Source organism: Candidatus Binatia bacterium (assembly GCA_036504975.1).
Classification (GTDB): Bacteria; Desulfobacterota; Binatia; order UBA9968; family UBA9968; genus JAJPJQ01.
Window position 1 is genome coordinate 13,376 of sequence record DASXUF010000079.1, and the last position, 23,654, is coordinate 37,029.

General features: G+C 58.3%; 22 protein-coding genes. 11 read left to right on the plus strand and 11 right to left on the minus strand.

All coding sequences use genetic code 11. The features are described 5' to 3' along the window. Nucleotides 1-9: 9 nt before the first annotated feature. From VGL70_10255 to VGL70_10285, 7 genes are all read right to left on the minus strand, one after another. Nucleotides 10-198 (minus strand): hypothetical protein, encoded by a 189-nt coding sequence (locus VGL70_10255; protein HEY3303900.1) that lies wholly within the window; start codon nucleotides 196-198, stop codon nucleotides 10-12. 72 nt (nucleotides 199-270) lie between these two features. Next, a complete protein-coding gene (locus tag VGL70_10260; protein HEY3303901.1) occupies nucleotides 271-894 on the minus strand; it encodes a histidine phosphatase family protein in 624 nt (207 codons plus the stop codon). A 13-nt stretch (nucleotides 895-907) separates the two neighbouring features. Next, nucleotides 908-1,660 (minus strand): ABC transporter permease subunit, encoded by a 753-nt coding sequence (locus VGL70_10265; GenBank protein ID HEY3303902.1) that lies wholly within the window; start codon nucleotides 1,658-1,660, stop codon nucleotides 908-910. A 10-nt stretch (nucleotides 1,661-1,670) separates the two neighbouring features. Continuing rightward, complete coding sequence (locus VGL70_10270; GenBank protein HEY3303903.1) at nucleotides 1,671-2,435, minus strand: ABC transporter ATP-binding protein; 765 nt, start codon at nucleotides 2,433-2,435, stop codon at nucleotides 1,671-1,673. Between the two features lie 2 nt (nucleotides 2,436-2,437). Continuing rightward, the gene (locus VGL70_10275; GenBank protein HEY3303904.1) at nucleotides 2,438-3,208 is read right to left on the minus strand and encodes an ABC transporter permease subunit; all 771 of its coding nucleotides are present in this window, start codon (nucleotides 3,206-3,208) and stop codon (nucleotides 2,438-2,440) included. 2 nt (nucleotides 3,209-3,210) lie between these two features. Then, complete coding sequence (locus VGL70_10280) at nucleotides 3,211-4,197, minus strand: ABC transporter substrate-binding protein (GenBank protein HEY3303905.1); 987 nt, start codon at nucleotides 4,195-4,197, stop codon at nucleotides 3,211-3,213. A 103-nt stretch (nucleotides 4,198-4,300) separates the two neighbouring features. Continuing rightward, complete coding sequence (locus VGL70_10285) at nucleotides 4,301-5,296, minus strand: TAXI family TRAP transporter solute-binding subunit (GenBank protein ID HEY3303906.1); 996 nt, start codon at nucleotides 5,294-5,296, stop codon at nucleotides 4,301-4,303. 198 nt (nucleotides 5,297-5,494) lie between these two features. Here VGL70_10285 and VGL70_10290 point away from each other — a divergent pair, with 198 nt between their 5' ends. The 4 genes from VGL70_10290 to VGL70_10305 all read left to right on the plus strand — a co-directional run bounded on the left by VGL70_10290 (nucleotide 5,495) and on the right by VGL70_10305 (nucleotide 9,155). Beyond that, on the plus strand, nucleotides 5,495-6,745 hold the full coding sequence (locus tag VGL70_10290; protein HEY3303907.1) for an MFS transporter: 1,251 nt from the start codon (nucleotides 5,495-5,497) through the stop codon (nucleotides 6,743-6,745). Between the two features lie 67 nt (nucleotides 6,746-6,812). Beyond that, a complete protein-coding gene (locus tag VGL70_10295; protein ID HEY3303908.1) occupies nucleotides 6,813-7,619 on the plus strand; it encodes an ABC transporter ATP-binding protein in 807 nt (268 codons plus the stop codon). Further along, on the plus strand, nucleotides 7,609-8,385 hold the full coding sequence (locus VGL70_10300) for an ABC transporter permease (protein HEY3303909.1): 777 nt from the start codon (nucleotides 7,609-7,611) through the stop codon (nucleotides 8,383-8,385). Before VGL70_10295 ends, VGL70_10300 begins: the two co-directional genes overlap by 11 nt. Continuing rightward, nucleotides 8,349-9,155: an ABC transporter permease gene (locus tag VGL70_10305; GenBank protein ID HEY3303910.1), complete on the plus strand. Its 807-nt coding sequence runs from the start codon at nucleotides 8,349-8,351 to the stop codon at nucleotides 9,153-9,155. Before VGL70_10300 ends, VGL70_10305 begins: the two co-directional genes overlap by 37 nt. A gap of 62 nt (nucleotides 9,156-9,217) precedes the next feature. Here VGL70_10305 and VGL70_10310 read toward each other — a convergent pair whose 3' ends face one another. Further along, the gene (locus VGL70_10310) at nucleotides 9,218-10,129 is read right to left on the minus strand and encodes a fumarylacetoacetate hydrolase family protein (GenBank protein ID HEY3303911.1); all 912 of its coding nucleotides are present in this window, start codon (nucleotides 10,127-10,129) and stop codon (nucleotides 9,218-9,220) included. A gap of 119 nt (nucleotides 10,130-10,248) precedes the next feature. Here VGL70_10310 and VGL70_10315 point away from each other — a divergent pair, with 119 nt between their 5' ends. The 3 genes from VGL70_10315 (at nucleotide 10,249) to VGL70_10325 (ending at nucleotide 16,129) form a co-directional block, all read left to right on the plus strand. Then, nucleotides 10,249-11,337, plus strand: coding sequence for an ornithine cyclodeaminase family protein (locus VGL70_10315; GenBank protein ID HEY3303912.1), 1,089 nt, complete (start codon nucleotides 10,249-10,251; stop codon nucleotides 11,335-11,337). A gap of 138 nt (nucleotides 11,338-11,475) precedes the next feature. Then, the gene (locus VGL70_10320; protein ID HEY3303913.1) at nucleotides 11,476-15,447 is read left to right on the plus strand and encodes an ATP-binding protein; all 3,972 of its coding nucleotides are present in this window, start codon (nucleotides 11,476-11,478) and stop codon (nucleotides 15,445-15,447) included. 4 nt (nucleotides 15,448-15,451) lie between these two features. Next, a complete protein-coding gene (locus VGL70_10325) occupies nucleotides 15,452-16,129 on the plus strand; it encodes a nucleotidyl transferase AbiEii/AbiGii toxin family protein (GenBank protein ID HEY3303914.1) in 678 nt (225 codons plus the stop codon). 38 nt (nucleotides 16,130-16,167) lie between these two features. Here VGL70_10325 and VGL70_10330 read toward each other — a convergent pair whose 3' ends face one another. Continuing rightward, the gene (locus VGL70_10330; protein ID HEY3303915.1) at nucleotides 16,168-16,536 is read right to left on the minus strand and encodes a metallopeptidase family protein; all 369 of its coding nucleotides are present in this window, start codon (nucleotides 16,534-16,536) and stop codon (nucleotides 16,168-16,170) included. A gap of 101 nt (nucleotides 16,537-16,637) precedes the next feature. On the opposite strand from VGL70_10330, the gene VGL70_10335 reads away from it, so the two are divergent. Then, on the plus strand, nucleotides 16,638-17,729 hold the full coding sequence (locus VGL70_10335; protein HEY3303916.1) for an MltA domain-containing protein: 1,092 nt from the start codon (nucleotides 16,638-16,640) through the stop codon (nucleotides 17,727-17,729). A 9-nt stretch (nucleotides 17,730-17,738) separates the two neighbouring features. Here the strand turns inward: VGL70_10335 and VGL70_10340 are convergent, their stop codons facing one another. After that, nucleotides 17,739-18,506, minus strand: coding sequence for a 3',5'-cyclic-nucleotide phosphodiesterase (locus tag VGL70_10340; protein ID HEY3303917.1), 768 nt, complete (start codon nucleotides 18,504-18,506; stop codon nucleotides 17,739-17,741). Between the two features lie 93 nt (nucleotides 18,507-18,599). Here VGL70_10340 and VGL70_10345 point away from each other — a divergent pair, with 93 nt between their 5' ends. The 3 genes from VGL70_10345 to VGL70_10355 all read left to right on the plus strand — a co-directional run bounded on the left by VGL70_10345 (nucleotide 18,600) and on the right by VGL70_10355 (nucleotide 22,300). After that, the gene (locus VGL70_10345) at nucleotides 18,600-19,247 is read left to right on the plus strand and encodes an SCO family protein (GenBank protein ID HEY3303918.1); all 648 of its coding nucleotides are present in this window, start codon (nucleotides 18,600-18,602) and stop codon (nucleotides 19,245-19,247) included. Nucleotides 19,248-19,257: 10 nt separating this feature from the next. Continuing rightward, a complete protein-coding gene (locus tag VGL70_10350) occupies nucleotides 19,258-20,130 on the plus strand; it encodes a cation diffusion facilitator family transporter (GenBank protein HEY3303919.1) in 873 nt (290 codons plus the stop codon). Nucleotides 20,131-20,284: 154 nt separating this feature from the next. Continuing rightward, nucleotides 20,285-22,300: an APC family permease gene (locus tag VGL70_10355; protein ID HEY3303920.1), complete on the plus strand. Its 2,016-nt coding sequence runs from the start codon at nucleotides 20,285-20,287 to the stop codon at nucleotides 22,298-22,300. A gap of 45 nt (nucleotides 22,301-22,345) precedes the next feature. On the opposite strand, the gene VGL70_10360 is transcribed toward VGL70_10355, so the two are convergent. Further along, nucleotides 22,346-23,608, minus strand: coding sequence for an MFS transporter (locus VGL70_10360; GenBank protein HEY3303921.1), 1,263 nt, complete (start codon nucleotides 23,606-23,608; stop codon nucleotides 22,346-22,348). Nucleotides 23,609-23,654: the final 46 nt, after the last annotated feature.

The following is a 23,654-nucleotide window of genomic DNA, read 5'->3' on the forward strand; positions in this document are numbered from 1 at the left end:
GCCGACTCCTTATTTGCTGCCGCGAGGATCGAACGTCGGCGCGACTTCTTCGCCGGCGAGATCGATCGCGTGGAGCGACTTGAGGCTCGACACGAAAGTATCCAGGACGTCGCCGAAGGCCTCCAGGTCGCCCTGTTTCGGTTCGAGACCGTGGTGCGCCAACAGCGCCTTCAACGTCTGTTCTGTTTGTTTGTCCATGGGTCACCCTTCTCTTGATTGATCGATACTTTATCGCCGGCTTTCTATCCGGGGTCAAGCGCAGTCCGGCTTTTATTCCTCGCCATTTGCCAGGTGGCTCACGTCGCCCCAGGTGCTGAGCGTCCAGATGCCTTCGCGGTAGGTAAAAACGTTTAAGCCGCTGTTGGGAAAATCGAACCGTCGCGGCGCGGCGAGCGGGATAGAGAGCACGTGTCTGAAAAAACCGCTGAGCACGCCGCCATGAGTAACGATGACGATGGAGTCGCCCGAGTGCTTGTGTGCCAGCTCTTCGAAACAGGCGATGTTGCGCTCGACCTGCTGGCTGAGGCTCTCCCCGGCTGGCACGACGTAATCCGGATCCCTCTGGCGGTAAAGCTCATGCGCCTCCGGATACGTCGCTTTGATCTCTTCGCTTCTGAGCCCTTGAAAGACGCCGAGGTTTCTTTCTCTCAGTCGCTCATCGAGAACGACGCCGTGACCGCTCGCGGCCGCGATGATCCGCGCCGTCTCGGCCGCCCGGCCGAGGTCGCTGCTGTAAAGCGCGCTGAAGCGGTGATTTTGCAGCCGTCGCGCGAGTCCTCGCGCTTGGCTGATCCCGTCCGGAGTCAGTTGGCTGTCCAGGTGGCCTTGGAACCTTCCTTCGGTGTTCCAAACCGTTTGCCCATGGCGCACGACGATGAGGCGGGTCCGGTCCATTCGTTTATATAGCTCAGCGCGCGCCGGCGTAGTATTCGACGCGTCTTTCGAGATAGGCGATCGCCTCGGAGACGGCGAACGCGAACATGAAGACGACGATGACGAGCGCCCAGAACTCTTCCATGAGAAAGTGCTGCGAGTAGAGCTCGAACAGTTCTCCCACGCCGATGATCGCGACCAGGAGCTGGCCGATGACCACGCCCTTGACGCCGCGGATCGCCCCCAGGCGGAGCCCGGCAAGAATCTCCGGCAGCGCGCTCAGGATCAGCACCTTGGTATAAATCTGATCGCGCCGCGCGCCGAACGAGCGCGCCATCTCGACCAGCGAACGGTCCGCCTGCTTCACGCCCACGGCCGTGTCCAGGATGATGACGAAAACCGCGAAGAGAAAGACCGTGACGACGACGGTCGTTTCGCCGATGCCGACGACCGCCATCAGGACCGGCACCAACGCGGAGATCGGCGCGCTGACGAAGATGTTCACCCACGTGCCGAGGATTTTGCCGACGCTCTCCACGCGCGCCATCAGCACGCCGATGGAAATGCCGGCCGCCATCGCGAGCGCCATCCCGATCGCAAATGAGCGCAGCGAGATCAAAACCGCCGCGCTGAACTTGTCGGTCGGCAGGATCGTGAGCCCCGCCGAGATAACTTTGGAGAAAGGCGGGATGATCATCGAAAGTCTCGCCTGGCCGACCAGCTCCCAGACGATGAACCAGATCGCCAGGGAGAAGAAGATCGGTATTTTTCTGCCGAACAAAGTCATATCATCACCGCTACACGTACTTCTTTAAAATCTGCCAAATCTCATCGACTGTATCCAGATAATTTTTATCGCGTCTTATCTCGTCCGGGTTCTTTCCACCGCGCTCGATGTTCGGATGGACGATCTTCGAGACCGTCCCCGGCCGCGGCGACAGCAGCACGATCTGATCCGAAAGATAGGCCGCCTCCTCGATGCTGTGGGTGACGAAGATCACGGTCTTTTGCTTGTGCTGTAATAAGTCGAGCAGCTCCTCCTGAAATTTCCGCCGCGTTTGCTCGTCGACCGAGGAAAACGGTTCGTCCATCAGAATGATGTCGGCGTCGACGGCGAGGGCGCGGGCGAGACCGACGCGCTGGCGCATGCCGCCCGAGAGCTGGTGCGGGTAGCTCGATTCAAACGACTTGAGCCCGACCTCTGCGATATGCTTGAGCGCGATCTCTTGCCGCTGGTCCTTTGGAACGCCGCGGAGCTCCAGCCCGAAGGCGACGTTCCTCAAGACGTTGGCCCAGGGAAGCAGGGCGAAGTCCTGAAAGACGAAGGCGCGCTCCGGCCCCGGACCCGCCACTTTTTTTCCTTTCACCCAGACCTCGCCCCGGCTTGCCGGGATCAGACCGGCGATGATTTTCAGCAAGGTCGTTTTGCCGCAGCCGCTCGGGCCCAGAAACGTGCTGAGCCGGCCGTGCGGGATCTCGAGGCCGACGCTCTTCAGCGCCTCGACGCCGCCGTCGTAAGTCTTATCGATCCCTTTGACTTCGACAATCGCTTCGGCCGCCATCGTCACGATTCCCGTATCTCGGGAGGAAACAGCTTTCGCTCGAGCCGCTCCAGGCCGTGGATCGCCAGCGACGCGAGGATGATGATCGAGGCGATCGCCGCGAACATCTTTGGATAGTCCGCCACCGAGCTGTTGTAGGTGATGAGATCGCCGATCCCCGTCGGGGTGATCAAAAGCTCGGCGATCACGATGCCGATAAAACCCATGGCGAGTCCGAGCCTCAAGCCCGCGAAGATGAGCGCCGCCGCGTACGGAAGAATAATTTTTGCCACCTCCTGCCTTCGCGTCCCCAAAAATGAGCGGCACATTTGAATCAGCGACGGGTTGGTGTTGCGGATTCCCTTGTAGGAATTCATCACGATGACGGGCGCGGCGAGAAAGACGACGGCCAGGACTTTCGCCGTGAGCCCGATTCCATAGATGTAGGTGATGAGCGGGATGATCGCCGCCATCGGCGCCGCCTGCAGGATGATGAAGACCGGCAGGCTGAACCACTCGATGGCGCGGGATAGACCCATGCCGATGCCGAAGCCGATCCCTGCGAGACCGCAAAGGACGATTCCGATAACGAGCGGCTGGAGAGTCGAGACGTAGGCTTTGGGCAGGCTGCCGTCGGCGATCATCTCGCCGAGCGCGAGCAATGTTTTGCTGAACGGCGGGAACGCGAAGCTTATGGGCCAGCGGCCGGCAAACTCCCAGAGGCCGAAGAAGAAGACGAACGAAAGCAACTGCCAGAGAAGGCGAACGCCTCGCTTCGCCTGACCCGTGTCCACTCTTATTTCACGTTAGCCAGCGCCGCCTTCAATGGGGCGAGGTGCCACAAGTCTTCAACCTTCGGGTTGCCCGTTATCGCGCCGGAGAGGGCGTAGAACTCGAGATCGTTTTTTGCCGCGCTCTCGCCGCCGCCGTCGTTGGGAAAGACGCCGTTTTGCACGGCCTCCTGGAAGAAGGGGGCGATCTCTTCTTCCAGCTTCGCAGGAAGATCTTTCAAGAGCCCCAATTTCTTGCGCTCTTCCAAAACCGACTTCGGGTTGGCGTTGATGGCGCGATTCACCTTGATCAGCTCTTCGACGAAGATCCTGATGCCGGCCTGGTTCTTGTCGAGAAAGTCCCGGGTGGCGAAGAGCGCCTCGTCGCTCGCTTTCACGTTGCCGAGCGGCAGGATGATGAACTTGTCCGGCGCTTCTTTCATGACGAGATTCTTGTTGGGAGAATCCAGGATGGTGGCCTTGATGTTGCCTTTCAGCAGCGCCTGCGCGCGCACCTGGGATCCGGGGACGTAACTGATGTTTTTGTATTTGATCCCGTGCTCCTTGGCCATCAGGATCATGATCGCCTCGGTCCCGGAGCCGCGGCCCTGGACGGCGATCTCCTGGTCATTCAAATCCTTCCAACTTTTATAACTTTCTTTGTTGACTACCGGGAAGAACTGAAGCGCGCTCAACTGATAGAAGAAGCGGATCGGCGTGGTTACTTTTTGCAGCGCGGCGTACGGCGTTCCCTGGCCCACGTCGGCCTGGCCGTTGATCACGGCCTGGGTCGCGACCTCCTCGCTCTTGAACGCCGTGACCTCGACGTCCACGCCCCGCGCCTTCGAGCGCTCGACGGCGATGAGAAGCGGCAGCTCGTCGATCGAGATGACGTCCCCCAGCGCGTACCGGATCTTGGTGCGGCCCTGGGCCCAACTTTCTCCCGCGACAAGCCAGGCGATGGCCAGTATGAAAACGACCGCCTTCAGCAGAGGTCTTCCCGAGATAAGCATAAGGTCCTCCTCTTTTATGGATGCTGGGTTCACGCCTGGTGCTTGAATATGGCAGACCAGGACCCGTGTCAAGACCGATGAATAATGGGCACCGACTCCGCCTTCAGCTGAGATATCCCTTCTCGCGATAATAGCGCTCGGCGCCGGGATGGAGCGGAACGTCGAGAGGCCCCTCTTCGGTGCTGCGGCAGAAAGACGACATCGGCGGGGGCTCGCTTGTATCGTAAGGAATTTCTTCGCGGATTTTTTCCAGCGCGGCGACGAAATGGTAAGCCAGTTCGTCGGGAAAATTCGCATGCGTGACGATCGGCCAGCCGCTGTAATCGACGACTTCGGTCGCCGGATCGAAATTTCCTTTGAGCCTGCCGCCGCCGAGCGGCGCGCGGCGAAAGCCGTAGCGCTCGAGCTTTGCGAGCGCTTTTTTCGAGAACGGCAGAAAGACAAATCCGCGCTTGACCGCCAGGTCTCCCCAAGAGTCCAGCCCTTCGTCGATGACCATAGCGATCTCTCCGGATACGATGCCGTCGCGGCGCCGCGGATTGCTCGGACGCTCGACGCGTTCGATCGCCCCGCCCCATTCGACGAACGAGTCTAGTCTCAGGCCATGCGCTTTCAGCAACGCGGCGATGGCGAAATCGACGCAGTCGTTGGTCGCGACCGAAGCGCCGAGCGCCGGGCGTTTTGTGATGAGCTCGTCCATTGAGTGGATTCCGAGCTTGCCGGCGACGGCGACGACCAGGCGGTCCCAGGAAGGAAAAACAGCGAGCGCTCGAATCGGAAGCGGCCGGTGAAACGGTCCTTTTCCGAAATAGGCCATCGTCGTGATGACGGAGGGATTGATCCACGCGATATCGAGCTTGCCCGATCCGACGAGGCGCGCTCCTTGGAGTCCGCTGCACCACGCGGGACTGACGGCAAACGTAAATGGATAAGGCGCTCCGGACGGACGCGAAGCGCCGGGCAGCTCCACGCTCATGCGCACGGCGCTCGTCAAAAGCGCCGGCGCCTCCTCGTACATGCCGGCGAGCACGCGCGTGGCGATCCGCGCGCGCATCAAGCTTGCGCTCATCGGCTTCACGCTGCGGTCGTCGTAGGCCATGAAAATAATTCTCCTCGTCGAACGAGATAGACGTATTGTGAAAGGGACGGCGTGTCAACCCATTTCGGATTTTCGATTGCCGATTTTCGATTGAATCGTTCGACTAGCTCACGACAAGTCTAAAATCCAAAATCTGAAATCGGAAATCGTTTCCGCTTGACTCCCCAACCCGCCTTCAATACTTTGGTGCGCAAGCCAGTGGCCGATCGCGTCGACATGCAGCAGGAAGGGACAGAAGACAAAGCGCTCCGCCCGTGGTCGTCGCTGCTCGTTAGAGATTTCAGGCTGATTTGGAGCGCCAGCGTCCTGGCCGCGATCGCGTCACAGATCCGAAACGTCGCCAGCCTCTACCAAGTCTACGAGCTTTCCGGGTCGTCGTTCCAGTTGGGTTTGACGGGATTTTTTCAGGCGCTCCCTCACGTCGTTCTCGGACTCTTCGCCGGAGCGCTGGCCGACGCGTTCGATAGAAAAAAACTCCTCGCATTTACATACGGCCTGCATCTCGCGCCGACACTGGCTTTGGCTTTTCTGACCATGACCGGAGCGATTCAGGTGTGGCACGTTTATGTCATCAGCCTCGTCTCTTCGATCATCGAGGTGTTCAGTTGGCCGGCCCGCTCCGCCATTGTTCCGCGTCTGGTTCCCGTGTCTCATCTGATGAACGCCATCACCTTGAACTCCATGGTTTTACAGAGCAGTTTTCTCGTCGGCCCGGCCATAGCGGGAATCATCATCGATTATTTAAGTCTCCCGCTGACCTATTTTACGAGCGCCGGCCTGCTCGTCCCGGCCCTCTTGGCGGTGATCGCGGTGCGAAGCTCCGGCACGCCGGAGGGGGAGCGTCGGCGCGTGAGTCTTGGGAGCATGATCGAAGGAGTGGAGTTCATTTGGATGCAGCGCATCATCCTGTCCCTGTTCCTTCTCGACTTCGGCGTCACGTTGGTCGGATTCTACCGGCCCATTTTACCGATATTCGCCGGGACCGTCTTCAAGATGGGCGCGACCGGATTGGGAATTCTCTACGCCGCGCCGGCGATCGGCTCGCTACTCGGCTCCACCGCGCTGCTCGTGGCCGGCGACCTCAGGCGCAAGGGAGCGGCCGCGGTCGTCGCGGGGGTCTTCTTCGCGGTGAGCCTCGCGCTTTTGGGCGTCTCGCAATGGTTTTGGATGGCCGTCGTCGCGGTTGCGATTCTGGGATTCGCCGATTCGATCAGCGTGGCGATTCGAAGAACCGTGGTACAGCTTTTGGCGCCGGACACGATGCGCGGGCGCGCGGCGAGCTTGATCACCGTTTTTGCCCAGAGCACGAATGCCCTGGGCGCGTTGCTCGCCGGCACCGCCGCGGAATTTATCGGGGCGCCCAACGCGCTGGTGCTCGGCAGCATGCTCTGCCTGCTGATCGTCTTCGGCATCACGCGCGCGATCCCGCAGCTTTGGCGCTACCGGTAAGACTAGCCACAAACACGCGCGAGTCAGCCTTGACGAGGGCTATTCGAGCCGCTAGCGTTGATTCCCAATGAGAACTGCACCCCCCATTCTCGAAGTCGAGAATCTTTCCAAGAGCTACCGCCAGGCGGGCGGAGAATCGACGCTCGCGATCGAAAATATTTCTTTTACGGTCAACCCGGGCGAGTTCGTCTCGCTGGTCGGACCCTCGGGCTGCGGCAAGACGACCTTGCTCATGTGCATCGCGGGTCTGATCGAGCAGAGCGCCGGACGCGTCGCGGTGAAAGGCGCGGCGGTCGACGGCCCGCCGGGAGATCTGGTTTTGGTTTTTCAGGAATACAACAAGTCGCTGTTTGCCTGGCGCACGGTGCTGGGCAACGTTCTCTTCGGCCTGGAGGCCAAGGGCCGCCCGCTGCTCGACGCCGAAGCCAAAGGGCGCTGGCTGATCCGTCTCGTCGGCCTCGAAGGGTTCGAGCGGCATTATCCTTGGGAGCTCTCCGGCGGCATGCAGCAGAGAGTCGCGATCGCGCGGGCGCTCGCCTACGAACCGGAGGTTCTCTTGATGGACGAGCCTTTCGGGTCGGTCGATGCGATGACCCGGCTCGAACTGGAAGACGGCTTGCTCAGGCTCTGGAAAGAGCTCGGAACGACGATTCTGTTCGTCACCCATGATATCGAGGAGGCGATTTACCTCTCGGACCGGATCTGCGTCCTCGGCCGCCGGCCTTCGCGCGTGATCCACGCCGTCGACGTTCGCCTCGAACGGCCGCGCAACCAGGTCACGACGCGCGCCGACGCTGATTTCATGAAGCTCAGAAACGAGATTTACCGGCTGGTGAGCGAGTCGAAAGTCGGCGAGGGGCGAAATGAAGTCTAAACGCGTCAACCTCGCCGGCCTCGCGGTCTTTGCGGCCTTGCTGCTCCTGTGGGAACTTTCCTCGCGCTCGAGCCCGGACTTGAAAAGCTACTTTCCTCCGCCGAGCGAAGTTCTGTCCGTTCTGTTTCGTCTCGCGTTCGCGCGCGAGCTTTTCGGCCACTTCGTGGATACCCTGGCGCGCTTTCTCGGCGGCTATTTCCTCGCCGCGACGATCGCGATCAGTCTGGGCGTCGTTCTCGGCTATTCCAGGTTCGCGCACAGCTTGTTCGACCCCTTGATCGAGCTGCTTCGTCCGATGCCGTCGGTCGCGATCATTCCGGTTGCGATCCTGCTCCTCGGCATCGATGATGCCATGATGATCGGGGTGACCGTCTACGCGTGCGCGTGGCCGATCCTTCTCAACACGATCGACGGCGTCCGAAGCATCGACCGCACGCTCATCGATACCGGCCGGACCTTCGGCCTCGGCCGCTGGCGGATTTTGCGCGAGATCGCCCTGCCGGCGGCGTCGCCTTACATCGCGACCGGGCTGCGCGTCAGCCTGCCGATCGCGCTGATCCTCGTGACCACGTCTGAGATGGTCGTCGGCAGCAGCGGTCTCGGGTACTTCATTCTCGACGAAGAGCGCTCGTTCCGGACCAAGGAGATGTACGCGGGAATCGTCGTCGTGGCGCTGCTCGGCTACGTGCTCAACCGTCTTTTCGTCGCGCTGGAAAATCGGGCGATCGCGTGGCACCGTGGATCGACGATCCAAGGAATGCCGTGAGCTGGAGCAGGGAATCGAAGCTGAACGGAGCATTGGTTTTGCTTGCCGTCATGGCGGCGTGGGAGCTCGCCTCGCGGGCCGAGACGCTGAACCCGCTGTTCTTTCCTCCCACGAGCACAATCCTCAAGACATTTCTGGACCTCCTTTCTTCCGGAGAGATTCCCGCGCAGATCGTGAACAGCATGCGGCGGGCGGCGGCGGGTTACGCTCTCGCGGCCATCGTCTTTATTCCCCTGGGAATCCTGATGGGCTTGTTCGACGGCCTCCGGCGCGGGTTGGAAATCGTCATCGAGACGGCGCGGCCGATTCCGCCTCCCGTCGTGGTTCCGGTCGCGATGTTGTTCTTCGGTCTGGGGGACGGGATGAAAATCTTCGTGATCTTCTTTTCCTCGGCCTGGCCGATATTGCTCAACACGATCGACGGCGTGAGAAACCTCGACCGCGTGCTCGTCCATACCGCGCGCACGTTCGGTCTGTCTCAAGGAAGGACGATTGTGAACGTTATTCTGCCCGCCGCTTCTCCCCAGATCATGACGGGCCTGAGAGTTTCTCTCGCGATCACGCTGATTCTGGTAGTGATCTCTGAGATGGTCGGAAGCAGCGACGGGATCGGTTACTTCATCCTCGACGCTCAGCGGAGACTGAAGGTCGATCGGATGTACGCCGGCATGCTGTCGCTGGCGTTGTTGGGCTATCTATTGAACCAGCTGTTTGTTGTCTTCACCAACATCTTTCTCTCATGGCACCGCGGCATGCGCAGGACTGAGTAACGAGTGCTGAGGACTGAGTCGGAAATTCCCATGACTCAGCACTCAGTCCTCAGAACTCAGCACTACACCTTGTTCATCCCTCCGCCGGGAGGAGGCGTCGGCTGGTTCTTGCCCGGCATCCACTCGGCGTCCTTGCGCGGGCCGGAGCCCTTCACCAAAAATTTGGCCCGGCCCATTTTTTCTATCTCGATCTCCAGCGCGTCGCCGTCATTGATCGGGCCGAGGCCTTCGTGGTACGTGCCGGTCGCGATCACGTCGCCCGGATTGAGCTGGACGAATTTCGTCAGCCAGGCGATCTGCTCGGGAATTTTGTGCGCCATGTGTTTCGTATTGTAGTTCTGGCGCGGCTGCCCGTTGACCCAGGACTTGACGACCACGTCGTGCGGGTCGGGAATCTCGTCCTTCGTCGTGATCCATGGACCGCAGGGACCGTAGGTGTCCTGTCCCTTCGGGATGAACTGCGTGCGTCGCGTGAGTCCTCGCGCAGAGATATCGAAGAAAGGAACGTAGCCGAAGACGTAGTCCATGGCTTTTTTCTGCGGAACGTTCTTAGCCGTCTTGCCGATGACGAAGGCCAGCTCCGCTTCGGGTTGGTAAACCACGACCGGCGGGATGTCGAGCAGCTCGATCGTTCCCTCGGGACCGACCAGCTCGGGCGCCTTATAAAAGTATTCGTTCGGCAGGGACTCCGGGCTCCGGTCCGGGCGGTCGACGTAGTTGACGAACGCCGCCATGCACTTGCTCGGGCGCGGAATCGGCGCGAGCAGCTTGACGCTGTTGAGAGGCACGCCGCTTTGCTCGGCGACGATGCGCTCGAATCTCTTCCGGTATTTGCGAAAGTGCTCGATGATGTCTTCGACGACGCGCTGCGGGCCTTTGGCCTTGAGCGAGCTCACCGCGCCGCTCACGTCCACGACGGTGTTCTCGTCCTTGAGCACGCCGATACGGTCGTCGTTAAAGCGAAGAATTTTCACGGTGGCACCCTCCGATCTGATGTGGAAAAACGGGCCTATCATTGCGTCAAGCACATCAAATGTCAAACCAACTAAGGCCAGAGATTGCTTTTTTTTCGCGCGCCATTTAGTGTTTCGTCATGCTGTTAATCAACAATGAGGAAGTCGAGGGACTCTTCGATATGAAGAGCTGTCTCGAAGCGCTGGAAGTCGGCTACGACGATCTGCTCAAGGGCGACGCGGTTTACCGGCCGCGCCTCGACGTGTGGGTGCCCTGCGAGCGTCCGGACGGCTATTACCGCTGGGGCACGATGGAGGGCGCGAGCCGAAAGATCGGCGTCTTCGCGATTCGAATGAAATCGGACGTCGTGCATTGGCCCGACGGCGCGACGGAAGAAAAGTACTGCATGCAGCCGGGGACCTTCTGCGGACTGGTCATGGTCTTCAGCGTGCGAAACGGCGAGCCACTGGCGATCATCAACGACGGTCTCTTGCAACACATGCGCGTCGGCGGCTGCGCCGGCCTAGGCGCCAGATACCTTTCGCGTCCTGATTCTACGATAGTCGGGGTCTTCGGCTCCGGCGGCATGGCGCGGAGCTATCTTCTCGCTTTTAATGAAGTTCGGAAGTTAACTAAAGTAAAGGTTTACAGCCCGACGAAGGCGCACCGCGAGACTTACGCGGGCGAGATGAGCGCGAAGCTGGGAATTCCCGTGGAAGCGGTCGGCGACCGTGAGTCGGTCGTGCGCGGGTCGCACATCGTCGCGGCATGCACCGACTCGACGCGCACGGTCTTCGACGAGCCCGAATGGCTTGAAGACGGCGCGCACATCACCTGCGTGCGCGCGTGCGAGATCGGCCCGCGGGTCGTCAAGCGCTGCGACCTTTCGATCAAGCTCGGAAGAAACACCCTCGAGACGATGGACGAAGGGATGGTCCGGCTCCACGGCAACGCCGGCTACATCGCCGGTCAGCCCGAGGAGCGCGCGCGGATTCCCAATCCTTCGGTTGACAACTACCGCGGCGGCTTCTTCCAATACTTCATGGATCTCAAAAGGGGAAGAATTCCCGGACGCACTAGCCCAAAGCAGATCACGTTCTTCATCAACGCCGGCACGCAGGGCCTCCAGTTCGCCGCCTGCGCCGGAAAGATTTATCAACTGGCGCGAGAAAAAGGCGTCGGCCGGGAAATTCCGACGGAGTGGCTTTTGCAAGATATCAGGGACTGAATCCTTCCGAAGCAGGTCGTCCGTTTTAAATCCGGTTCATCTTATAAATCTCACTTCTCCAGGTCCGGCGTGATCCCAGATTTCAAGTTAGGTGACGCCCTCGGTTGGCTGTGGTATCCTAGCTCTACTGAGGCGTATATGGCACTGCTAACTGGACAACCTATCGATGCGCGTGAACTAGAGCTGGCCACAAGTCCGTGGGCGCCGGACAGGTTCGCCTCGATGTGCAACAGTCTGGTTTGGGCTGTCTCAGGGCGCCAGTATCCGGGAGTGCCTTCTTTTACAGAACGTGTGAACTCCGCTGATAGTGGCATTGATGCTGAATGGGCAGTGCCAATTGGCGATGATAGCCTCGCGCTGCCCAAGCCGATCGTGGGGCCGGGCTGGAATGTTTTTCAATACAAAAAGCGGGACGTGATCGCGCAAGATCGCAGACGAATAATTTCTAACATCAAATTAAGCCTTAAAACAGAGCTAGTGCGTATAGCGGAGCGGCAAAAAAGAACTCCAAACCGTTATATTCTTTTTCTAAACATCGATCTGAAACATGACCAGACGTTGGCTCTAAAGAATGCCATTCTACAAGGGTGGGACCCAAACTCCGAAGTGCGTATTGAAGTTATCGGAGCCGCCGAGATCGCTGCCTTTCTCAATAACCAACCGCATTTGAGGGCAGCGTACTTTGCCCCACTGGCTTTTAAAACTTGGGAAGAGGCTAATCGTTTACATCGCACACAAAAACTTTTTGGTTTTGACGTCGATTTGGTGGGGCGTGGAGAGGAGCTAAAGAGGCTCCGGGCTTTAGTGAATGATCCTCGGGTGCAAATCATCGTCGTTTCTGGCGCGCATGATATCGGCAAAAGTCGCCTTGTACTTGAGGCAACGGCCCACCGTCCACAAGACGTCGTCTTTGCTCTCGACCCTCGGTCCATGGAACTCGATGACCATCGAAAGCTTGTCGGCGAGCAACAAGAGGTTGTGTGCGTTGTCGAAGATCCTGATCCAGAAGGAATACAAATACTCGTAAACAAGACATTGGGGATTCCACGGCTAAAGCTCATTATTACATTACCAACAGCGGGTGAAACACCGGACACTTCTTACGGAACTGACGAAAGAATAGAGTCCTTAACTCTCAGTCGTTTGGTTGACGAGGATGCACGGAAACTTCTGACTGCCACTGGTAAGCGACTGGATTTCGGTATCGAGTCCTGGATTTTGGATCGGGCAGGAGGAAATCCGGGTATCTTGCTTGCTGCTGCAAGTGTAGGCGAAAAACTGCGAGATACAGGAGTCAGTTTTGAGGTTGCAATTGGCAGGGAATTCGCGAAACGGATTGAATCAAAACTCGGCGGTGCAGCGCTGAAATGCGCGGAACTGCTATCACCACTGACGCACCTCGGTATCTCGGGGTATTTTCAAGCCGAACTCAATTTGATCTGTAAAATCTTTGGTGATGGACAATGGGATCGCGCTAGAGTTCTGTCTGAAGTGGAAGATTTGGAAAAAGCGGGTTTAGCAAAGAGAGGGGGCTCGTTTGCAGAAATAACTATACCGTTTCTGGCTAATCATCTTGCAACTAAGCTCTTTCAGGGCCGAAGAGATGAAATACTTGCTCTTTTTGCCGGCTTAGATGGATTAGGCAGAATTAGGTTTATACGACGTCTTTCGCAGGTCACTAGTCAGGAGGTAGATCGATTTTGGGACGCCTTGTTCGACCCTCATGATCCAGGGGCTCCATTCGGTAGTTTAAGTTCTGCGCTGCGGCAAGACCAAATGCTTCGATTTATTGCCGGTGCTACTCCAGAAAGAACGATCCAACTCCTGGACGGCGTGCTTCTTAAAACAAGTCGCGAAGAAAGGTTGGCCATATCGGAGGAGCCGCGTCGAGAGCTCATGTGGGCGCTTGAGCAAGTTCTGTTTCGTACAAAGACGAGTGGACGTGCGTTGACGCTTATCTGGCTCCTTGCCGAGGCCGAGAATGAAACGTTCGGCAATAACGCTACTGGTGTTTTGTCAGAATGCTTCATTCCCTTACATACTCAGATGCCTTTGCCACTAGATGAAAGGCTAAATGCATTGCGTGAATTTACATCACGTCAGGCCTCAAAAGAGGGAAAGCTCGTTGCGATTGGTGCTGCAGGAAAAGCCCTAAGGCAACGCGTTATCAGACTTCGACATAGCACGGGAATCACACCGTTGGACAAAAGACCCGTCTTCACCTATCGAGACTTGTACGAATATGCGCGCGGCTTAGTGGACCATCTGTTTTCGCTTGTCGAATCCGAGGAAGACGAAATAGCCCAAGCGGCATTGGCTCAACTACCTAGCCTAGTCGCGGAATTGGCCACTCAGGGACAGCCGAAGGAAGCATTGGAGCGCCTCGAAAAATTAGTCGACTGGACATTGTCAGAAAGACCTGGAGCAAGCATTACTTCGTTGTATAGAGTCATTGAGTTCGTTCGCGGAAGCTTTCTCGATCGGATCCAAAAACCCGAAATCGATGCGGATCGCCGGGACGAGTTTGAACACCATGCTGAACATCTTAACCGGCTAACTCTCAAGCTGGAGACTGGAAGTTTTCCTGTGCGGCTAAAGAGGTGGGCCGGCGGATGGCATTCAAAGGACCATGAAGAAGTTGTGATTAATGGCAAAAAAATGTTGAAATTTGATTACGAGCTGGAGAAGCTGGCTAAAGAAGCAATCTTAGATCGTGCCTCACTGACCCCAGATATCTGTTCTTGGCTTACTTCTGGCAGAGCTCAGCAAGCGCGTCGATTTTTCTTTCACTTGGGAAAATTCGATGTCAATGGCACGATGCGTTCGATAATTGACGAAATCGGAGCCAAGAGGAACGGGAGTATCGCGTTCGGATCATATTTGGGCGGTCAGGCAGCAATAGATCAAAAAACTGCTGAGGCGCGTCTACAAACCACAGCAGCCTCAGCTAGCATTACTGGTGAAGCTCTTCTGGCAGCGGTCGAATATTTAGGACCTAGCGATACAACCTTACGTTTAATTCGCGACGAAATATCCAGAGGCCGAGTCTCTCCTAAAGATATTGCAGGAATTCTGCACGGCGACTGGATTCGGGAAATTTCGCCTGAAGAGATGTTGAGCTTATTGAGGACACTTGCGGGTGATCGGTTGGAAAACGGATCTGTGGCAATTGATGTCCTTGGCAGATGGATACATTGGGAGCGGTCTCTGGAGGGAGCAATTGGCGATTTCGCATGGCAATGTCTGGAAGCTGCACCACCCGTTTCGAACAACGAAGTTTACGATTGCGATCAAGTTGCCGCTAAGTTGGCTCAGGAAGACCCGGAGCGCGGGTTCAAGCTCCTAGAGACACTACTCATACAAACGGAGGATAGACGCAGTTGGTGTCCAATTGATCGATATACCGGTGGAAACGAGTTTTGGAGTGTCTTATATCAGGCTGATCGTCGTCGGGCTTTGCGGACAGTCTTTTCGGTTGCTTTGCGCGACCCGTTGTATAGCTTCCGTGTCACATGGAACCTTGAAGAGCTATTGAATCAACAGGCGGACGCGGACATTTTGCTTGACTTCGCTCTCGAAAGCGAGAGTCAGGCTATTTTGGTTGCCGAAAGCATAACGAACGCCAAAGAGGGCTTTTGGCCAATTGCTTTCGGCATTATTGGTGCTTATCCGACCAGTCCAAGGGTTTGGGATGCCCTCACGCGGGGTGTCGAACAAACGGGTCGAATGATTGAAGGTCCTTATTCACAACATATCGAGTCGTGCCGCAAAGAGGTTGAGAAAAAGCTTGCCGATCCTGTTACTCCGGCAGCAGCTCGCCCTTGGCTTCGGGATATCTTGGGCCGTTTGGAAGGAGAAATAGCACGGAATGTTATATGGGAATACGACGAAGACGCTAACAATCTACGACGATACATTGAGAGTGAAAACAAGAATTCGCCAGAGCGACTATGGGCGATCAGTAGATTATTGAAGTTTGCAGACTGGAAAGACGTTAGAAAGCTTTTGACAGTTGAAGATATAGAAGAAGCGCTTCCGCAAGTGGATCTTCCAGAAAGAAAGCGCAAGGCTTTAGAAAAGGCCTTGGAGGTCTGGCGAGCTGGAAACTAAAGTGATGACACCCTTCCAATCACGGGTGTTAAATATGCTCTTTGCCGTAGACGACATTCACCGGAATTACCACTTCACGGGTGGCACCGCGCTTGCCGAATTTTATCTGCAGCACCGCCAATCTGATGATCTTGATTTGTTCACGAGGGCAGTGCGGAACATAAGGAACGACTACACGGAGGTGAGACGAGTTTTCGATCATGAAGGCCTTGAAGTCTCGGCAGAACGCGAAGGCGATGAGTTCGTCCGCTTCTTCGTCCGCGGAAAGGACGAAGCCGGAACAGGTCTAAAGGTTGAGTTTTGCCGAGATGCGGGCGCGCAAATGAGTCCCGCCAAGACCATCGGAAACATAATCGTCGATTCTTTTGAGGACATCGCCGTAAACAAAGTTTGCGCGATCTATGGAAGAACCGAGGTCAAGGACTATGTCGATTTATATTTCATTCTACGGCAGTCGGAATTTACCCTCGATTACTTGGTTGGACGGGCGAAGGAAAAGGAAGCAGCTTTTGACCGAGAGGAGACGGTTCTTGAATTTGCTACGAAGCTTTTGGAAGTCAGAGATTTACATTTACACCAGATCCGGATGATCAAACCCCTCCCTTTGGAGGACTTCCAGTCGTATCTTTCATCCAAAGCAGAAACGCTTATCAGACGTCTTCGTCCAAATCCTACGAACTAGCCGGGGTGAACCAGCGGAATTGTACAGTTGAACGGTTTTCAGTAGCCCAGGTCTTCGATCTCCTCGTCGGCCATGCCGAAGTAATGGGCGATCTCGTGTACGACGGTGAGACGGATCTGCCTGCGACGCTCGGCCGGATCGGGAAAGTCGCGCAGCAACGGCTCGGAGAAGATCGTAATCTTGTCGGGGAGCAGGGGCGGGAAGGACACAGAGCGGTCGGATAAAGGAGTTCCCTCATAAAGACCGTAGAGCGCATCCTCGTCCGGGTCGAGACCCAACGCCTGAAGCCGTTTCTTCGTCGGCTGTTTCTCGACTACGATCTCGACGTTGTGAATGCGGGTGCGAAACTCCTTCGGCAATCGATCCAGGGCGCGGGCGACTTCTGTCTCGATTTCTTTGCGATCCATTTGTGGCAAGTGTGCACCAAGCTGTGTTGACGATCAAGAAGGCAGGCGAGAGGCGGGAGCAAGAGGCAAATAAGCTCCTGCCCGGTGCCGCTGGTTTGCTCATGTTGGCTCTTATCATTTCGTGCCGCGTTGCCACGCCTGCTCAAATACTCGAGAGCGAACCGCTCGTCATTCAGGACGATTTCGACCGCGAATCGGTGAGCCGGGCGGTTCAGCATAGCATGGATTATTTCGCCAAAATCCCCGGCGATCGGGTGATCGCCGAGCGGCCGAGAAAAATCACGGCGCGGGAAGCGAGAGAATCGTTGGTGAGCTTCCTCGAAGTCATGAATCTCTGGGACGAACCCGGCAAGTTGGCGCAGGCGATCCGTTCGCGCTTCGATATCGTTCCATCCGCCGTCGAGCAGGCGGAGCGGGACATTCTCGTCACCGGCTATTACCGCCCGGTCATCGACGGCAGCCTGACGCCCACGGGGCCTTATCGCTTCCCGATTTACCGCAAGCCCGATGACCTCGTCGAATCGCCCGGCGGCAAGCCCGTGCCATATTTTTCGCGCCGTGAGATCGACGTTCTCGGACGCCTCAGAGGCAAAGGCTACGAGATCGCCTGGGTCAAAGATCCGGTCGAGCTTTTTTTTCTCCACATCCAGGGCTCCGGCGTTATCCGTCTCGAAAACGGCCGGACGCTACAGGTGAACTTCGCCGCCAGCAACGGCCGGCCTTACACGAGCATCGGAAAGATTCTCGTCGACGAGGGCAGGCTCACGGCCGAGGAGGTATCGGCGGCCCGGCTGCGCGGGTATCTCAGAGAGCGGCCGGAAGAGCGTGAGCGGCTCCTCACGAAAAACCAGCGCTACGTTTTTTTTCGCTTTGTCGAGAGCGGGCCGCTCGGCAGCCTCGAAATTCCGCTGACGCCGGGGCGCTCCGTCGCCGCCGACCCCGGTTATTTTCCCGCGGGCGCGCTTGCCTTTCTCGTCAGCCGGCGGCCAGTCCTCGACGACGCCGGCAATCTCGCCGGCTGGCGGCAATTTTCCCGTTTTGTCTTGAGTCAGGACGCCGGCGCCGCCATTCGCGGGCCGCGGCGTCTGGACCTTTACTTCGGCAGCGGCGACGAGGCGGGGGGCCCGGCGGGCTTCATGAACAGCCGCGGACGACTCTATTTTCTGCTGCGGAAGAAAACCGGCGTGGAATAGGCCGGAATCTCACAAGGCGAGGGACTGGCCCTGCTTTAAGATTTTCAGGCGGAGACCTTTCAGCTTTTTTAGCTCGGCGATGATCTCTTCGCGGTATTGCGGCTTCAAATGGGTCACAAAGATCGGAACGGAAGGGCGGCCGAGCTTGGCCGCCTCGCCGGCCAGAGTCCGCGGCGTGAGATGCTGGCTCAAATCGGCGGTCTCTTGAAGCCGATTCGGAAAAGAAGCCTCCAGCACGACGGCGCGCAAATTCTTTTTCGTTCGCGCCAGCGCCCAGACTTTTTCCGTCGGGCCGGTGTCGCCGACGTGGAGGAGCGCCGCTTTGCGGTTTTCGATGAAGAAGGCGGTGCTGGTGACGGCATGATCGACGCGCACCGCGGTGACCTCGAAGGCGCCTATCCTTTCGGCCGTTCCCTCCGGCAAATCGTGAAAGCTCAGGATCGGCGCGGGTTGGTTATCTCCGGTGATCCGGGTAAAATCGGGCCAGATCGTGTCGTTAAAAAAAGAGGTGCGGAGCCCTTCGACGACCTCTGCCAGGCCCCAGACGTGAATGGTGCCGTCGATGCCGAAGAGGTTATCCGCCAGCGTCGCGAGGCTCATCACGTGGTCCAGGTGCGCGTGGGTGATGAGTATGTTCTTGATCTTCCGCTGCGCTCTCAGGCCGAGCACCGCGGTCGTAGAGCCGGCGTCGATAAGCAACGTCTCGTCCAGCAGATAAGAAGAAAGGTGCTGCCCGGGAATCTGGCCGCCGGCATTGCCCAGTACGCGGAATTGCATGGGCGCCTTCTTAACATGTTTTTCATATAATGTCATACTGCGAGGCTCAATGCGGTGAACGTGCGATTTTCCTTGGAACCGAAGAGGTCGTTGTTGAAACAGCCGTGGGTGTGGGCGCTGGCGGTTTTTCTTATCGTCGGCGCCGGGTCGATAGCGGTGTGGACGCGCCGGATGGGCGCTCCCATTCACGGCGCGAGCGAGGAGAGGCCGCTCGAAGGCCTGAAACAGCTCGGCAAAGCGCCGGAGTTCGCGCTCACGGAGCGGAGCGGAAAAGAGATCCGCTCCGCCGATCTTCTCGGCAAGGTCTGGATTGCGAACTTCATCTATACAAATTGCCCGGACACGTGCCCGGTGCAGAGCGCGGAGATGAAGGCGCTGCAAGATCGGTTCGGTCGCGAGCAGGATCTCCGGCTGGTTTCGATCACCGTGGACCCGAAGCGCGACACGCCCGCGGTCTTGACGCAATACGCCGCGCGCTTCGGCGCCGATCCGGGGCGCTGGCTGTTTCTGACCGGAAAAGAGGATGAGATCTTTCGTCTCGCTCAGGAAGGCTTTCGCCTGACCGCCGGCGAAATCCCCGAGGCCAAGCGCGACGCTTCCGGCGCGACGCATATCCACAGCCCGCGTTTCATCGTCGTCGACCGGCGCGGCGAGATCCGGGGATACTATCCGGGGATGGAAAAGGAAGCGCTTCAGCGCCTCGGCCGGGACCTCGAAGCGCTGCTTCGCGACGCGAAATAGAGAGTCCGGCATGGAACGCACCACCGACAGCCGACCCTTGGCGTTGGCCGTGGCCATCACGGCGATTTATTTTTTCGCCGAGGTCGTGGGCGGACTTTTGACCAACAGCCTGGCGTTGCTTTCCGACGCCGGCCACATGTTCTCGGATACGGCGGCCCTCGGCTTGAGCCTCTGCGCGTTTCAAATCGCGCGACGACCGGCCACCACCAAAAAAACTTTCGGCTACCAGCGGCTGGAGATTCTGGCCGCGTTGATCAACGGGCTGGTTCTCTGGCTTGTCGTCGGCGCGATTTTCACCGAGGCCTATCGACGATTTTTGGATCCGCCGCCCGTCCATACCGTGGGCATGCTCGGGGTGGCTCTGGTGGGGCTTGCGGTGAACGTGGTCGCGGGCCGCATCCTCTACTCCTGCGACCAGGGAAATCTCAACATCCGCGGCGCCTTCCTTCACGTCCTGGGCGACGCGCTGGGCTCGGTCGGCGCGGTCGTCGCGGCTCTCGTCATGCTCTTCACCGGCTGGTACATGGCCGACCCGGCGATCAGCGTCCTGATCGGCGGCCTCATTCTTTATACATCGTGGGAGCTCGTCCGCGAGTCGGTCGATATTTTGATGCAGTCGGTCCCCAGAGGCATCAATACGGAGGAGGTTCAAAGGGCGATGGAGGAGGTAACGGGAGTCATCAAGGTCCACGATCTTCACGTCTGGTCGGTGACCTCGGGTGTTTTTACTCTCAGCGCCCACGCCGTGATCCACGAGCGAGGCGATCCGCACGCGATCCTGGATCAGATGGAAGAGCGACTGAAGAGCGCCTTTGCGATCGAGCACACGACGATTCAACTGGAGACCGAAGACAGAGAGGGGAAGGAGTTTCGGGATTTTTGATTCCCTGCCAACGCCGGCGCCGCGGCCCCGCATAGTCGCCTTGCGCTCCGCTCGGAATTTCATTACTGTCTCAGAAAATCTTCGTCTACGCTGAAAATCTCATAGGGTGACGCAATCGGCAGAGCAGCCTTCCGATCGTCAAACCGCGCGCCGTATGACTTCGTCTCTTAAAAAAGTATTGTTGGGCAAACCGAAAGACCCGCTCGACCCGCGGGTCTTCCATCAGGTCTCTCTGGTCGCCTTTCTCGCGTGGGTCGGCCTCGGCGCGGACGGACTCAGCTCCTCCGCTTACGGTCCGGAAGAGGCCTATCTCGCCCTCGGCGATCACCTCTTTCTCGCTCTGCCTCTGGCCTTTCTCATGGCGCTCACCGTCTTCGTCATCTCCGCGAGTTACAATCAGATCATCGAGCTGTTTCCGAGCGGCGGCGGCGGCTATCTGGTCGCCACCAAGCTGTTGGGCGTCAAGCCCGGACTCATTTCCGGCGGCGCGTTGATCGTCGATTACATGCTCACGATTACGATTTCGGTGGCGAGCGCCGGAGACCAGATTTTCAGTTTTCTTCCCGCGTCGATCCACGGAGCCAAGTTCGGCGTCCAGATCTTTCTCGTCTTTTTTTTGATTTATCTCAATCTGCGCGGCACCAAGGAATCGGTGCTCTTTCTGCTGCCGATTTTTCTCGTCTTTGTCCTCGCGCACGTCGTCGCGATCGGCCTGGGGATTTTTCCGCAGGCCGGCGAGATCCCCGCGATCGCGAGCCGCACCACCACCGAGGTCACGGGAGACATCCAAGGATTGGGCCTGCTGGCTACGTTGGCGATTCTGCTCCGCGCCTATAGCCTCGGCGGCGGCACGTACACGGGGATCGAAGCGGTCAGCAACAGCCTGCAGGTCTTGCGCGAGCCCAGGGTGGAGACGGGCAAAAAGACCATGCGTTATATGGCCGTCTCGCTGGCGTTTACCGCGAGCGGACTGCTGATCGCCTACCTGTTGAATCAGGTCGTCCACGAGCCGGGAAAAACTCTCAACGCGAGCCTGCTGGAAAAAGTATACGGGACGTTTTTCTCCTCGAATTGGGCGGCCGGGTACAGCCTGGTTGTGATAACGCTGGCGAGCGAGGCGGCGATATTGCTGGTCGCCGCGCAGACCGGATTCATCGGCGGCCCGACCTTGCTGTCCAACATGGCGATCGACTCCTGGGTCCCCCACCGGTTTTCCCATTTGAGCGATTACCTGGTGACCCGTCACGGTATCTGGTTCATGGGTCTGTCTTCTTTGGGATTTCTTCTCTACACGGCGGGGCAGGTCAAGATTCTCGTCGTCATGTACAGCATTAACGTGTTTCTCACCTTTACTTTCTCTCAGCTCGGACTCTGCCGGCACTGGTGGGAGGCGAGAAAGGAGGCGCCCGTTTGGCGGCGCAAAATTGCGCTCAGCGGCTTCGGTCTCGTGCTGACGGCGACGATCCTGGCGGTGACCATGGTCATGAAGTTCGCCGAGGGCGGTTGGGTGACGGTCGCGGTGACCTCGAGCTTTATTTTTCTCTGCTACCTGGTTCGGGCCCACTACGACCGGGTCCGGGCGGCGTTGAAGAGCCTGGACAGCACGCTGACCGAGATTCCCTTCCATCCCGATCTGAAAAATCCGCTCCCTCCCAAAGATCCCAATGCGCCGACGGCGGTCGTCGTCGTTCGAGACTTCGACGGCATCGGCATTCATACCCTGCTCAACATCCCACGGCTTTTCCCCAACTATTTTAGGAACGTCGTCTTCGTTTCGGTGGGGGTGATCGATTCCAGCCAGTTCAAAGGGGCGCGGGAGATCGAGAACTTGCGCCGAAGAAAAGAAGAGGATCTCCAGAGTTACGTGGAGTTTGCCAACTGCCTGGGCTGGTACGCCGAGTACCGCTACAGCCTGGGGATCGATCTCATCGAGGAGCTGGTGAAGCTCAGTAAAGAGTCGGCGCGGGATTTTCCCAAGTCGATCTTTTTCGCCGGCAAGCTCGTGTTCGAGCAGGAGAGTCTTTTCACCCGCATGCTCCACAACCACACTCCCTTCACCTTGCAGCAAAAGCTCCAATTCGAGGGGCTGCAGATGATCATCTTGCCGATCAGAGTCTTCAAGTCGCCCGGACCGTCCGCGGAGGCGATAAAAGAACAGCTCGGCGCGTAGCGGGGGAAATTTTGGGAAGCAGGCGGTCTTACGGCTGTGCTGCGTTCAGAACTTGCCCCGTTGCGCCGGCTCCCAGCGGAACCTGACGACGCCGGGGACCTTCAACGCCGTGAGCGCGGTCACGCCCGCGACCAGCAGGCCGCCGAGCACCGTGGTCTCTCTGGCGCCCAGCACCGGCACGAGGAGCCCGGTCTCCATTTGTCCTAACGGATGGAGGCCGCGATTGCTGAGATAGAAGACGCTCATCACTCTGCCGCGGAGCCCCTCCGGCGCCTGCACTTGCAGAATAATATTTCTCGTCGCCGCCCAGATCGTATCCGAAGCGCCCATGAAGAACAGCAACGCGAGAGAGAGCGGATACGAGCGCGACAGGCCGAAAAGCGCGAAGCTCGCGCCGTACAGGACGGCCGAGACGAGCAGAATCTTTCCTTGAGAGCGCGCCTGACCCATCGAGATCAGAACCCCGGAGCCGATCACCGCGCCGAGGCCGCGCGCCGACTGGAGAAAGCCGAGACCGCTGGCGCCGACGTCGAGGACGTCGCGCGCGAAGATGGTGAGCATCGCCGGGTCCAGGCCGAAGACCGACGCAAACGCCTCCATGACCATGACCGCGAGAATAATATTATGCGCCATGACGTAGGAAACGCCTTGCTTGAGCTCGCGCATGAAGCCGCCGGCGGCGGCGCCGCGCGCCGTCGGTGTTTTCATCATCAAGAGGGCGACGACGACGGCGAGAAAGCTCGCCGCGTTGGCGTAGAACGCGCCGTCGGTGCCGGCGGCGCTGATGGCAATGCCGGCCAGAGAGGGACCGAGCAGCGCCGTTCCTTTCCATAGCATCGAATTGAGGGCGATCGCGTTGGGCAGCGCGGACGCCGGAACCAGCGACGGATACAAAGACTGGCGCGCCGGCGCGTCCAAGGTGCCGACGATCGCGCTGAGGCCGGTCATGAGATAAATGTGCCAGACTTGAATCGTGCCCGTCTGCGCCAGGACGGCGAGGACGAGAGCGAGCATCATGGACGCGATCTGCGTCGCCAGCATGAGGCGCTTGCGGTCGTAGCGGTCCGCCAAGGTGCCGCCGAACAAGCCGAGCGCGATCGACGGCACGGCGCGGAAGAGTCCGTTCATGCCGAGTTGAAAAGGCGAGTTGGTAATCTCGTAGAGCAGCCAGGTGATGGCCGTCATCTGCATCCACGTGCCGATGTTGCCGATGAAAAGACCGAGCCAGAAAAGACGGAAGTCGCGGAAATAGAGGGCGGCGAACGGGCCGCTGGCCCGCCGCGCGGTGAAGGCTTCGTTGTCGGACATGCGTTAAGGCCGAAGAATATCCCGCGTCGGGGGAATTGACAAGTTG